14 protein-coding genes are annotated in these 11,987 nt (G+C 60.9%); all 14 read left to right on the top strand.

Annotated elements, in window-relative coordinates:
* The first annotated feature begins 195 nt into the window (after nt 1–195).
* The 14 genes from BLS41_RS12670 to BLS41_RS12600 all read left to right on the top strand — a co-directional run bounded on the left by BLS41_RS12670 (nt 196) and on the right by BLS41_RS12600 (nt 11,902).
* On the top strand, nt 196–840 hold the full coding sequence (locus tag BLS41_RS12670; protein WP_074764941.1) for a DUF177 domain-containing protein: 645 nt from the start codon (nt 196–198) through the stop codon (nt 838–840).
* A 101-nt stretch (nt 841–941) separates the two neighbouring features.
* Complete coding sequence (rpmF, locus tag BLS41_RS12665; RefSeq protein ID WP_006051932.1) at nt 942–1,121, top strand: 50S ribosomal protein L32; 180 nt, start codon at nt 942–944, stop codon at nt 1,119–1,121.
* Nucleotides 1,122–1,293: 172 nt separating this feature from the next.
* Complete coding sequence (gene plsX, locus BLS41_RS12655) at nt 1,294–2,400, top strand: phosphate acyltransferase PlsX (protein ID WP_074764939.1); 1,107 nt, start codon at nt 1,294–1,296, stop codon at nt 2,398–2,400.
* The gene (locus tag BLS41_RS12650) at nt 2,400–3,389 is read left to right on the top strand and encodes a beta-ketoacyl-ACP synthase III (RefSeq protein WP_074764937.1); all 990 of its coding nucleotides are present in this window, start codon (nt 2,400–2,402) and stop codon (nt 3,387–3,389) included. Before plsX ends, BLS41_RS12650 begins: the two co-directional genes overlap by 1 nt.
* A 102-nt stretch (nt 3,390–3,491) precedes the next feature.
* The gene (fabD, locus tag BLS41_RS12645) at nt 3,492–4,427 is read left to right on the top strand and encodes an ACP S-malonyltransferase (protein ID WP_074764935.1); all 936 of its coding nucleotides are present in this window, start codon (nt 3,492–3,494) and stop codon (nt 4,425–4,427) included.
* A 104-nt stretch (nt 4,428–4,531) separates the two neighbouring features.
* Nucleotides 4,532–5,278, top strand: a complete 747-nt coding sequence (fabG, locus tag BLS41_RS12640) for a 3-oxoacyl-ACP reductase FabG (protein WP_074764933.1) — start codon at nt 4,532–4,534, stop codon at nt 5,276–5,278.
* Nucleotides 5,279–5,433: 155 nt separating this feature from the next.
* Nucleotides 5,434–5,673 (top strand): acyl carrier protein, encoded by a 240-nt coding sequence (gene acpP / locus BLS41_RS12635; RefSeq protein WP_004197638.1) that lies wholly within the window; start codon nt 5,434–5,436, stop codon nt 5,671–5,673.
* Nucleotides 5,674–5,892: 219 nt separating this feature from the next.
* Nucleotides 5,893–7,131: a beta-ketoacyl-ACP synthase II gene (gene fabF / locus BLS41_RS12630; protein WP_074766510.1), complete on the top strand. Its 1,239-nt coding sequence runs from the start codon at nt 5,893–5,895 to the stop codon at nt 7,129–7,131.
* A gap of 94 nt (nt 7,132–7,225) precedes the next feature.
* Nucleotides 7,226–7,630, top strand: coding sequence for a protein YgfX (locus BLS41_RS12625; protein WP_436971980.1), 405 nt, complete (start codon nt 7,226–7,228; stop codon nt 7,628–7,630).
* A gap of 101 nt (nt 7,631–7,731) precedes the next feature.
* Nucleotides 7,732–8,331, top strand: a complete 600-nt coding sequence (rpoE, locus tag BLS41_RS12620; RefSeq protein WP_006051939.1) for an RNA polymerase sigma factor RpoE — start codon at nt 7,732–7,734, stop codon at nt 8,329–8,331.
* Nucleotides 8,332–8,413: 82 nt separating this feature from the next.
* Complete coding sequence (locus BLS41_RS12615; protein WP_074764931.1) at nt 8,414–9,037, top strand: sigma-E factor negative regulatory protein; 624 nt, start codon at nt 8,414–8,416, stop codon at nt 9,035–9,037.
* Nucleotides 9,038–9,041: 4 nt separating this feature from the next.
* The gene (locus BLS41_RS12610; protein WP_074764929.1) at nt 9,042–10,085 is read left to right on the top strand and encodes a MucB/RseB C-terminal domain-containing protein; all 1,044 of its coding nucleotides are present in this window, start codon (nt 9,042–9,044) and stop codon (nt 10,083–10,085) included.
* A gap of 36 nt (nt 10,086–10,121) precedes the next feature.
* Nucleotides 10,122–11,642, top strand: a complete 1,521-nt coding sequence (locus BLS41_RS12605; protein WP_074764927.1) for a DegQ family serine endoprotease — start codon at nt 10,122–10,124, stop codon at nt 11,640–11,642.
* Complete coding sequence (locus BLS41_RS12600; protein ID WP_074764925.1) at nt 11,639–11,902, top strand: glutaredoxin family protein; 264 nt, start codon at nt 11,639–11,641, stop codon at nt 11,900–11,902. Before BLS41_RS12605 ends, BLS41_RS12600 begins: the two co-directional genes overlap by 4 nt.
* Nucleotides 11,903–11,987 lie beyond the last annotated feature (85 nt).

Raw genomic sequence — 11,987 nt, 5'->3', positions numbered from 1 at the left:
ACAAAACAGATATGATTTCGGGCTTTTCATCGGTATGCTTCCGCTTAGGCGGGTCTCGGTGCGTTCAATCAGGCTTCGTTATGAGCCTTGTTGAATCCAGCGCCGCGGCTTGGTGGGTAGGCTTGCAAACCGGTTTTACCTCGCGGCTTATCGCGGTTTAGCCCCGGCGAAATTCTCGCCGACGCAGGAGCGCACATGACTCAACATCCTGGCAACCCTGCTGGTCTGTCCGACCCGCATGAAATCGATCTGTTCGAATTTGCGCGGAGTGGGCGTCAGGCCGCGGGTGTCGTGCGCGTCTCGCAACTGCCGCGCATGTTAAACGAAGTCCCGGCAGAAGCGCCAGAGCGCGATACCGCGTTCACCTGGCAAGCCGAAGGAGCGACGCAGCCGGAGTTGCAGGATGACGGCACCGAGGGTCCCCAGCCGTATTTGAGGTTGGCGATTCACGGCGCGGCATGGCTCGAATGCCAACGGTGCATGACACCGTATTCGCAGCCGTTCAACGTCGATGCAACTTACCGGGTCGTCAACACTGAGGCGGAAGCCGAAGAGTTTCCGCTCGACGAGGATGAAGTCGAAGTGATCGTGGGCTCGCGCCAGTTCGATCTCATCGACTTGATCGAAGAAGAGTTGCTGCTTTCCTTGCCACTCGTGCCCAAACACGAGGTTTGTCCCGAAGTGCACGAGAGTCTCGTCTCTGGTGTGGCCGGTGCCGAAGGCGAGGGCGACGAAGCTGCGTTCGACGAAGCCAGTGAGGGCGATGAGCCCGAGCGGCCCAATCCGTTCGCGGCGCTCGAAAGTCTGAAGCGCGGTGAGCCGGGCGACAAGAAGCACTGAACAGTTGCAGGGAAGCGCGAGGCGGGCGCATTGGCCATTCGGCCTATGGCGGACACCGTATCGGGCTGTGTTAGAATTCGGAAAATTTTTAGGAGTTAGTCATGGCAGTTCAGCAAAACAAGAAGTCGCCGTCCAAGCGCGGCATGCACCGTTCGCACGATTTCCTGACGGCAGCGCCGCTGGCCGTGGAACCGAGCACGGGTGAAGTGCATCTGCGTCACCACGTTAGCCCGAATGGCTACTATCGCGGTAAGAAAGTCGTCAAGACGAAGAACGACTAATCGTTTCACTGCGTTGCGCCCTTTGGCGTTTCGCGTGGCGATCGGCTCGCTTGACATTTTCCCGGCTCGGCAAAAAGGCGGCATTCGTTTGCCGCTTTTTTGTGTCGATCGCAATTGGCGCCCTGGCGCTTGTCGCGGTCCCATTCAGGGCGCCTGAAATTCGTCGCACTCCATGACAGTAAAGCTCACGATAGATTGCATGGGAGGCGACCACGGCCCGTCCGTGACCGTTCCCGCAGCCGTTAACTTCGTGCGTTCGCATCCCGACGCACAATTGCTGCTCGTCGGCATTGAAAGTGCGATTCGTGCGCAGTTAAAGAAGTTAAAGGCGCAAGACCTGCCAGCGCTGACTGTCGTACCCGCATCCGAGATCGTCGCCATGGACGATCCGGTCGAGGTCGCGCTGCGCAAGAAAAAAGATTCGTCCATGCGCGTGGCGCTGAACCGCGTCAAGGAAGGCGAGGCGGAAGCCTGCATTTCCGCCGGCAACACCGGCGCGCTGATGGCGGTCTCGCGTTATGTGCTGAAAACGCTGTCGGGCATTGAACGCCCGGCCATCGCGTTCGCCATGCCTAATCCCATTGGCTATACCACGATGCTCGACCTGGGCGCCAACGTCGACTGCGAGCCGCAGCATCTGCTGCAGTTCGCCGAGATGGGGCATGCGCTCGTGTCGGCGATCGAAGGTAAGGAGCGGCCTACCATCGGGCTGCTCAACATCGGCGAAGAAGTTATCAAGGGTAACGACACCATCAAACGTGCCGGCGAACTGCTGCGCGCGAGTACACTTAACTTTCACGGCAACGTTGAAGGTAACGACATCTTCAAAGGTACGGTCGACGTCATCGTTTGCGACGGTTTTGTCGGCAATGTCGCGCTGAAGACGTCGGAAGGTCTCGCGCAGATGCTGTCCAACATCATCAAGGAAGAGTTCGGCCGTTCGTGGCTCACCAAGGTGATGGCGGTGCTGGCATTGCCAGTATTGATGCGCTTCAAGAAGCGCGTCGATCATCGGCAATATAACGGCGCTGCGCTGCTCGGTCTGCGCGGACTGGTGATCAAAAGCCACGGCTCCGCCGATGCCTACGGGTTTGAGTGGGCTATCAAACGCGGGTATGATGCCGTCAAAAACGGCGTGCTGGAGCGCCTTGCGCGAGCAATGGAAGAGAACGCGGGTTCTCTCGAACAGGCCGCGCGGGATGCAAGCGGCGCGGGTAACGCAAGCCCGATTGCCGGCCAGCCTGCCGAGCCCTACGCTGCGCAATCCTCGAAGGCATAATGGCTCAATCCACAATTTATTCCCGCGTGCTGGGCACCGGCAGCTATCTGCCGCCCAACCGCGTCACCAATCAGGATCTGGCTGAACGTCTCGCCAGGCAAGGCGTCGAGACGAGCGACGAATGGATCGTTGCCCGCACCGGTATCCATTCGCGCCATTTCGCCGACCCTGATGTCACGACCAGCGATCTCGCCCTGATCGCGTCGCAGCGCGCGATCGAAGCAGCGGACATCGATCCGCAGTCCATCGATCTGATCATCGTCGCCACCTCCACGCCGGACTTCGTGTTCCCGAGCACGGCCTGCCTGTTGCAGAACAAGCTCGGCATCAAGAACCACGGCGCAGCGTTCGACGTGCAAGCCGTCTGTTCCGGTTTTGCGTACGCGGTTGCGACGGCGGACAGCTTCATTCGCAGCGGCCAGCATCGCACGGCGCTCGTGATCGGCGCGGAAACTTTCTCGCGCATCCTCGACTTCAACGACCGCACCACCTGCGTGCTGTTCGGCGACGGCGCGGGCGCGGTAATCCTGCAGGCGTCCGAGGAACCAGGCGTGCTCGCCAGCGCATTGCACGCCGACGGAAGCCACTCGAACATTCTCTGCACGCCGGGTAACGTGAACGGCGGCGTGGTCGCCGGCAGCGCGTTCCTGCACATGGACGGCCAGGCGGTGTTCAAGCTCGCCGTCAACGTGCTCGAAAAAGTCGCTGTCGAAGCGCTCGAAAAAGCCAATCTGAAAGCGGAGCAGATCGACTGGCTGATTCCGCATCAGGCCAATATCCGCATCATGCAAAGCACTTGCCGCAAGCTCGGCTTGCCGCAGGAACGCATGGTCGTCACGGTGGGCGAGCACGGCAATACGTCGGCTGCGTCCATTCCGCTCGCATTTGACGTCGCAGTGCGCGACGGCCGCATCAGGCGCGGCCAGAACGTGCTGATCGAAGGCGTCGGCGGCGGCTTCACGTGGGGCGCGTCGGTTATCCGCTACTGATAGCGGCGACGCATCGACGGGCGCCGTTTGCGGCGTCCGCGCTCCGGCGCGAGTTCGCGCCGTGCAGCACCCACATCTGACTAATCCGATTTTGGGGACGATATGAAATTTGCGTTCGTTTTTCCTGGGCAAGGTTCGCAGACGGTCGGCATGCTCAACGCATTTGCCGATCACGCGATCGTGCGTGAGACGGTTCAGGAAGCGTCTGACGCGCTCAATCAGGATCTCGGCAAGCTGATCGCCGAGGGCCCTGCCGACGATCTGAACCTCACCACCAACACCCAACCCGTCATGCTGACCGCCGCGTACGCGATTTATCGCGCGTGGGAGAAGGCGGGCGGCCCGAAGCCGGCTATCGTCGCCGGCCATAGCCTCGGCGAATACACCGCGCTGGTCGCGGCGGGCGCGATTGCATTCCGCGACGCTGTGCCGCTGGTGCGCTTTCGTGCTCAGGCGATGCAAACGGCAGTGCCGGTCGGCGAAGGCGGTATGGCCGCGATTCTCGGTCTCGACGACGACACCGTGCGCGCGGTTTGCGCCGAAGCTTCGGTGGCAGGAGTTGTCGAGGCGGTGAATTTCAATGCGCCGGCTCAGGTCGTGATCGCGGGCCATAAGGCGGCGGTTGAAAAAGCGTGCGAGGTGGCTAAGGCGAAGGGCGCGAAGCGCGCGTTGCCGTTGCCGGTGTCGGCACCGTTCCACTCGTCGCTGCTCAAGCCGGCGTCGGACCAGTTGCGCGAATGTCTGGCGAGCGTCAATGTGCAGGTGCCGGCTATTCCCGTCATCAATAACGTCGACGTCGCTATCGTCAACGAGCCGGCCGGAATCAAGGATGCGCTGGTGCGCCAGGCGGCCGGCGCCGTGCGTTGGGTCGAAAGCGTTCAGGCAATCGCGGCGCAGGGCGTTACGCACGTGATCGAATGCGGTCCGGGCAAGGTTCTGTCGGGTTTGACCAAGCGGATCGACGGCAATCTGGTCGGCGCTTCGGTGTTCGATCCGGCATCGCTCGAAGAAGCCCTCAAGCTCGTGACCGCAGGCTGAAGGCCGTGCCGACGGCAGGCGCCGGGTTGACTGGCGGCTGCAAACGGCACTGCGCTCCAGCATCAGGAATCAATCAGCCCTCCGAAGGGCATTCGGACTGACAGATGGAAAAGACTCTCGACAAGCAGATTGCAATCGTGACCGGTGCGTCGCGCGGCATTGGCCGTGCAATCGCCATGGAACTGGCGCGCCAGGGCGCGACGGTGATCGGTACGGCGACCAGCGAAAGCGGCGCTGCCGCCATCACTGAAGCATTTAACGCAGCTGGCGTGAACGGCCGCGGTGCCGTGCTCAATGTGAACGATTCGGCTGCAGTGGATGCGCTGATCGACGGTACGGTTAAGGAATTCGGCGCGCTGAACGTGTTGGTGAACAACGCCGGCATCACGCAGGATCAGCTCGCCATGCGCATGAAGGACGACGACTGGGACGCGGTGATCGACACCAACCTGCGTTCGGTGTTCCGTCTGTCGCGCGCAGTGCTTCGCCCGATGATGAAGGCGAAGGGCGGTCGCATCATCAACATCACGTCGGTGGTCGGCTCGTCCGGCAACCCTGGCCAGATCAACTACGCTGCAGCAAAAGCGGGCGTTGCAGGGATGACGCGCTCGCTTGCACGTGAGATTGGCAGCCGCGGCATCACCGTGAATTGCGTTGCACCGGGCTTTATCGATACCGACATGACCAAAGGTCTGCCGGAAGAGCAGCAGACCGCGTTGAAGACGCAGATTCCGCTGGGCCGCCTCGGTAGCCCGGACGATATCGCGCACGCTGTCGCGTTCCTCGCATCGCCGCAAGCGGGCTATATCACCGGCACTACGCTGCATGTGAACGGCGGAATGTACATGTAGTAACCAATTTCGGTTACTATCCGCGCCTTGATGCGTTTGCAAAAGCGTAAGGCGCATGCCTTGACAGGAACCCGACGCGCCGCTTTTTTGCCGGGTCAAACCTGATAAAATGCGCGCACCTGTATTTTTGAACTTCTTTTCCCTTGGAGGGGTTAATGGACAATATCGAACAGCGCGTCAAGAAGATCGTCGCAGAACAACTGGGCGTTGCAGAAGCTGAGATCAAGAACGAAGCTTCGTTCGTGAACGACCTCGGCGCCGACTCGCTCGACACCGTTGAGCTCGTGATGGCCCTCGAAGACGAATTCGGCATGGAAATTCCGGATGAAGAAGCCGAGAAGATCACCACCGTTCAGCAAGCGATCGACTACGCTCGCGCGAACGTCAAGGCCTAAAGTCATTCGCGCCTGCGTTTCTGCGTTGGTGGCGTATGACGCCCTGCCGTGTCGCTTGCCGACGCCAGCAGGGTTGGCGCTATTTGCCGTGCAGGAGCCTGCGATGTTGACAGCGCAACTTTCCGCGCGATTGCCGACTTAACAGCCACAGGGCACACAGGGCAAATTCCTGTGGCCGCTGTGGCTTTTGCTTTTGTCATCTATGAAAAAGGGGTTACCGTGAGCCGCCGTCGTGTTGTTGTTACAGGCCTGGGGCTGATTTCGCCTGTTGGCAATAATGTTGCCGACGGCTGGGCCAATCTGGTCGCCGGCAAGTCGGGTATTGCCAATATCACGAAGTTCGATGCGTCGAACTTCTCGACTCGTTTTGCCGGCGAGGTGAAGGGCTTCAATATCGAGGACTACATCCCCGGTAAGGAAGCACGCCATATGGATACGTTCATCCATTACGGCGTGGCTGCAGGCATCCAGGCGATGCAGGACAGCGGCCTCGAAGTCACCGACGAGAATTCGGAGCGTATCGGCGTAATCGTCGGTTCGGGCATCGGCGGTCTGCCGATGATCGAAGTGACGCAAACCGAACTGCTCAACCGCGGTCCGCGCCGTATTTCGCCGTTCTTCGTGCCGGCATCGATCATCAATATGATCTCCGGCCACCTGTCCATCAAGTTCGGCATCAAGGGTCCGAATCTCGCCATCGTGACTGCATGTACCACGGGTCTGCATTGCATCGGCGAGGCTTCGCGCCTGATCGAATATGGTGACGCCGACGTGATGATCGCGGGCGGTGCGGAATCCACCGTGTCGCCGCTCGGTATCGGCGGCTTTGCGGCGGCGCGCGCGCTGTCGCAACGCAACGACGATCCGGCCACCGCGAGCCGTCCGTGGGACAAGGATCGCGACGGTTTTGTGCTGGGCGAGGGCGCCGGCGTGATGGTGCTCGAAGAGTACGAACACGCGAAGGCACGCGGCGCGAAGATTTACGCCGAAGTCAGCGGCTATGGGATGAGCGGCGACGCGTATCATATGACCGCGCCACTGGAAGACGGCGATGGCGCACGCCGCTGCATGCTGGCCGCGTTGAAGAACGCGGGCATCAATGCGGATCAGGTGAACTACCTGAACGCGCACGGTACGTCCACGCCGCTCGGCGATCTGGCTGAAACGACCGGCATCAAGCGCGCATTCGGTGACCACGCCAAAGACATGGTCGTGAACTCGACCAAGTCGATGACGGGTCACCTGCTGGGCGGCGCTGGCGGTCTGGAATCGGTGTTCACCGTGCTGGCCGTGCACAACCAGGTGTCGCCGCCGACCATCAACATCTTCAATCAGGATCCGGCCTGCGATCTCGATTACTGCGCAAACACCGCGCGGGAGATGAAGATCGACGTCGCGCTGAAGAACTCGTTCGGGTTCGGCGGCACGAACGGCACGTTGGTGTTCAAGCGCGCCTGATCGCCAGTAACGGGTGACGCGTCAGTCGACGACGCCGGCTTTGCCGGCGCTTCCCTCCGAATCGGCACCGTTCGAAAGAGCGGCGCAGCGAATTGTGCTGCGCCGCTCTTTTCTTATGCGCGCCGCGTTGGGGATATTCGTTCTGATTGCGATCCTGGCCGTCTACAGCGTCGCCGCGCCGCGGTTAGGCGCATGGCAGGCGGTTCCGTTGACGCTCGCCGTGGCGGCCTTGCTCGCGCTTGGCGCGGCACGACACAAGCGCGCACAGCCCGTCGCACTGAAAATCGACCGGGACGGCTTGTCCGCATGGAATCGGGCGGGCGCGCTGCTGGTTCAAGGCCGTATTTCCGGCTGCTCCCAGTGGAGCAACCGTCTGTTAATTCTGGCGCTCGTGCAGGAGGATGGCCGTAAGCGCTCGCTGCTACTCACCGCCGACGCATTGCCGGCCGGCGCTTTCCGCGAACTGTCGGTGCTCGGCCGTCGCGGCGCCGGTGCCTGACTGTAACGACTGTAACCGCTGTTACCGGAGTAACGTGCCCCAATGATGGGGACGCTACAATGGTCCCCCGCCATGCGGCCTATAGTTAACGGATTTATCAGGTGAGCGAAAAAGAAATTGACCAGGTGCTGGTCGAGCGCGTTCAGAAAGGTGACAAGGCCGCGTTCGAGCTTCTGGTCTCCAAATACCACCGCAAGATTCTCCGGCTGATTTCGCGTCTCGTTCGCGACCCGGCCGAAGTGGAAGACGTGGCGCAGGATGCCTTTATCAAGGCATACCGGGCGTTGCCGCAGTTTCGCGGGGAATCGGCGTTTTATACGTGGTTGTACCGGATTGCGGTCAACACGGCAAAGAACTACCTTGCCACCCAGGGGCGTCGCGCACCGACCTCGACCGAAGCAGATGCTGAAGAAGCTGAAACTTTCTCCGACGCCGACCAACTAAGGGATATCAACACGCCTGAGTCGATGTTGATGAGCAAGCAGATCGCTGAGACGGTCAATGCTGCGATGGCGGTTTTACCGGAAGAGTTGCGCACCGCCATTACTCTTCGTGAAATTGAAGGTTTGAGCTACGAGGAAATCGCCGAAATGATGGGTTGCCCAATTGGCACAGTCAGATCACGAATTTTCCGCGCTCGCGAAGCCATTGCGGCAAAATTGCGTCCGTTGCTTGACACACCTGAGGGCAAGCGCTGGTAAACACCAGCCGGCCAGCCGGGGCACGGGTGCAATATCTGGATTAGTGGTGTCACTACGGGGTATTCGTAAGATGGGGAGCATCATGGGGTCGGTCTCGATGCAATCGCAAGCCAGCTCGCGCGGCGAGCGTCTGTCCGCTTTTGTCGACGGTGAGCTGTTCGGCGAAGAGCATTTGAATCTGGACAAGTTTATTTCCGAGCTGGACGGTGCAGATCGCACTGCCTGGTCGGCTTATCACCTGATCGGCGATGCATTGCGCTCCGACGATCTGGCAATCAGAACCGAGGCAAGCAGCGCGTTCATGAGCGGTTTCGCCGCTCGTTTCGACAACGAGCCGCATGTGCTCGCGCCTGCCGCCATGCCGGTCGCGCGTCGTCTGCTGGCATTGCGCCGCCGGGTCGTGCCGGCTTTCGCTGTCGCCGCTGCCGCTGCTACGTTGACCTGGATTGTCGTGCCGCAACTTCAGGGCGTGCCGGGAGTGCCGGGTTCGCAGATCGCGTCGATCCAGTCACACGGCGATTCGCTGCAACGCGTGGCAATGGCGCCGGCTACCAACGTCCAACCGGTCGCGCAAGATGCCAACATCATTCGTGACGCCAGTCTCGATCAATATCTGGAAGCTCACCAGCAATTCGCTCAGCAACCGGTTATGCCGGGTTCGATGCCGCTGATTCGCGCTGCCGCTGTTTCTACGCAAGGCCAATAGTTTGATGCAGACTCCGCGGTTGAATAAAACGACTATCTGGGGGCGGTTGCCGGCATTCCTGTTCTGCGCAGCCGTATTGATATCCGCCACACCGCGGGTCTTCGCACAAACCGACGATCCGCTCGTCGCCCGTCGCACGGCCGCGGATCTGCTCGATCGGATCCATCAGGCCGCGCAGCAGCAGAACTACGAGGGCGCGTTCGTCTATCAGCGGGGTAATTTCGTTCAGACCTCGCGAATCGCGCACTATTCGACCCGTTCGGATGGCGAATTCGAGCAGCTCGAAAGCCTCGACGGTAAGCCGCGCAAAATGCTGCGTCATAACGACGATCTCTACACGTTCGTGCCTGAACGGCATTTGCTTGTAGTCGAGAAGCGTCAGAACAAAGACTCGTTCCCCGCGTTGCTCGCAGTCAGTGGCGAGCAGGTGCTTTCTGCTTACGAGCCGAAACTGCTGGGTGACGACCGCGTGGCGGGCGTCGACAGCCAGGTAATCGAACTCGATCCGAAAGACGGCTATCGATTCGCTCACAAGCTGTGGGCAGACAAGAAAACGGGCCTGTTGCTCCGCACGCAGACTCTCGACGCTGACGGGCAAGTGCTCGAACAACTGTCGTTTTCGCAAATCAGCATTGGCGTGCCGGTCGACAAGGCGGGCATTGTCAATGGCATTCGTAATACGGCGGGCTGGACGGTGGTGCGTCCGCCGATCGAACCGGTCGATATGGCCGCGCAAGGCTGGCAGATCAATCCCACGGTTCCGGGCTTTCGCATGATTCGCCAGTTGCGCCGTCCAATGGCCGCGCGCGAAGCGGGGCAGCCGACCATCCCGGTCGACCAGGCGGTCTTTTCCGATGGTCTGGCGGCGATTTCGGTGTTCGTTGAGCCGGTCGAGAACAATACGCGCAAGGAAGGCGCGGGCAGCACCGGCGCGACGCACGTGCTGGTCAAGCGTCGGGGCGACTTCTGGATTACTCTGCTGGGTGAAGTGCCCCAGAGCACATTGCAGCAATTCGCGTCTGCCATAGAATACAAAGCTCCGAAGTAATCCCTCCGAATCCTGAATCCCTCGGCTCGCTACGATATGACGACTTTCTCGGTGCGTAAATTCCTCGCTGCCGCAATGGTGGCGGCGTGTTTGCCGCTCGTACCGCATACGGCGTCGGCGGCTTCCGCTGCCAATCTGCCCGACTTCACTGACCTCGTCGACAAGGTGGGTCCTGCTGTCGTCAACATTCGCACGACCACTCGTGTGTCGAGCGGTGGCACTACCCGCGGCGGCTTGCCGCCGGGCATGGACGACGGCGATATGTCGGAGTTTTTCCGGCGCTTTTTCGGCATTCCGTTGCCGCAGTCGCCGCAATCTCCGGGCGCGCCGCGTGGCGGGGACAACGGCGACAACGGCGGTAGTGGCGGCAGCCAGGACGCACCGGATAACAGTGATCCTGAACAGAACAGTGGCGTCGGTTCAGGCTTCATCCTGTCGGCGGACGGTTACGTGATGACCAACGCGCACGTCGTCGACGACGCGGACACCATCTATGTCACGCTGACCGACAAGCGCGAGTTCAAGGCAAAGCTGATCGGCGTGGACGACCGCACCGACGTCGCCGTCGTGAAGATCAGCGCGGCCAATTTGCCGACTATCACCATCGGCGATTCGAATAAGGTTCGTGTGGGCGAGTGGGTGGTCGCGATCGGTTCGCCGTTCGGGCTCGAGAATACGGTGACGGCCGGGATCGTCAGCGCCAAGGGGCGTGACACAGGCGACTATTTGCCGTTTATCCAGACCGACGTGGCCGTCAATCCGGGCAATTCGGGTGGCCCGCTGATCAACATGCAGGGCGAGGTGATCGGCATCAACTCGCAGATTTACAGCCGTACCGGCGGTTTCATGGGCATTTCCTTCGCGATTCCGATCGACGAGGCGATGCGTGTGGCCGATCAGTTGAAGAATTCGGGCAAGGTCGTGCGTGGCCGTATCGCGGTGGCGATCGGCGAAGTCACGAAGGACGTGGCTGACTCGCTCGGTCTGCCGAAGGCGCAGGGCGCGCTGGTCAGCAGCGTCGAACCGGGTGGCCCAGCGGATAAGGCTGGCGTGCAACCGGGCGACATCATCCTGAAGTTCAACGGCCATTCGGTCGACACGGCCACGGATCTGCCGCGAATGGTTGGCGATACGAAGCCGGGCACGAAGTCGACGATCACGATCTGGCGCAAGGGTCAGACTCGCGATTTGCCGGTTACGATTGCCGAAATGCAGCCGGACAAGGCGGCCAAGACGGACCAGAAAAAGCCGCAAGCGCCGAAGCAGCGTGCCACGAACGTGCTGGGTGTGGCCGTTAGCGACATCCCGTCTGACCAGATGAAAGCGCTGAAGCTCCATAACGGCGTGCAGATCGATGCCGTGGACGGTCAGGCGGCGCGTGTCGGGCTGCAAAAGGGCGACATTATTCTGCGAGTGGGCGACACGGACATCACGAGCGCGAAGCAGTTCGACGACCTGAGTTCGCATCTCGATCCGCAGAAGATGGTCGCGCTGCTGGTTCGTCGCGGCGACAACACGCAGTTCGTGCCGATTCGTCCGCGCAGCGCCCAGAAATGACAGAAACAGCACCGCTCACGCTCTACGGGCGCGCGTGGTGCCATCTTTGTGAGGACATGCGCGCCGCGCTCGAGCCTTTGCTGGTTGAGTTCGACGCGCGGGTGATCGTAGTCGACGTCGACGCGGATCCGTTACTGGAAGCCCGTTATAACGAATTGGTGCCGGTTCTGGTCTGCAACGGCGTCGAACTTTGTCACTATCACCTCGACGTCGCGCGGGTTCGCAGCGCACTGGCCGCGCGTGTTGCAGCGGCGCCCTGACACCGTTCACGACTTCAAACGGCGCGAAAATGCGTGCCGTTCTTACCAGGTTTCATGTCTCTCCTGAGCCGTCTTTTCCGCCCGG

The organism is Paraburkholderia fungorum (assembly GCF_900099835.1).
Classification (GTDB): Bacteria; Pseudomonadota; Gammaproteobacteria; order Burkholderiales; family Burkholderiaceae; genus Paraburkholderia; species Paraburkholderia fungorum_A.
Note: the sequence above shows the minus strand (reverse complement) of the source record. Positions and strands in the feature narration are given on the sequence as shown.

Excerpts from the sequence above, each read along its gene's own strand:
- BLS41_RS12670 (WP_074764941.1), top strand. The coding sequence starts at position 196 with ATGACTCAACATCCTGGCAACCCTGCTGGTCTGTCCGACCCGCATGAA.
- rpmF (WP_006051932.1), top strand. The coding sequence starts at position 942 with ATGGCAGTTCAGCAAAACAAGAAGTCGCCGTCCAAGCGCGGCATGCAC.
- plsX (WP_074764939.1), top strand. The coding sequence starts at position 1,294 with ATGACAGTAAAGCTCACGATAGATTGCATGGGAGGCGACCACGGCCCG.
- BLS41_RS12650 (WP_074764937.1), top strand. The coding sequence starts at position 2,400 with ATGGCTCAATCCACAATTTATTCCCGCGTGCTGGGCACCGGCAGCTAT.
- fabD (WP_074764935.1), top strand. The coding sequence starts at position 3,492 with ATGAAATTTGCGTTCGTTTTTCCTGGGCAAGGTTCGCAGACGGTCGGC.
- fabG (WP_074764933.1), top strand. The coding sequence starts at position 4,532 with ATGGAAAAGACTCTCGACAAGCAGATTGCAATCGTGACCGGTGCGTCG.
- acpP (WP_004197638.1), top strand. The coding sequence starts at position 5,434 with ATGGACAATATCGAACAGCGCGTCAAGAAGATCGTCGCAGAACAACTG.
- BLS41_RS12615 (WP_074764931.1), top strand. The coding sequence starts at position 8,414 with ATGGGGTCGGTCTCGATGCAATCGCAAGCCAGCTCGCGCGGCGAGCGT.
- BLS41_RS12610 (WP_074764929.1), top strand. The coding sequence starts at position 9,042 with ATGCAGACTCCGCGGTTGAATAAAACGACTATCTGGGGGCGGTTGCCG.
- BLS41_RS12605 (WP_074764927.1), top strand. The coding sequence starts at position 10,122 with ATGACGACTTTCTCGGTGCGTAAATTCCTCGCTGCCGCAATGGTGGCG.
- BLS41_RS12600 (WP_074764925.1), top strand. The coding sequence starts at position 11,639 with ATGACAGAAACAGCACCGCTCACGCTCTACGGGCGCGCGTGGTGCCAT.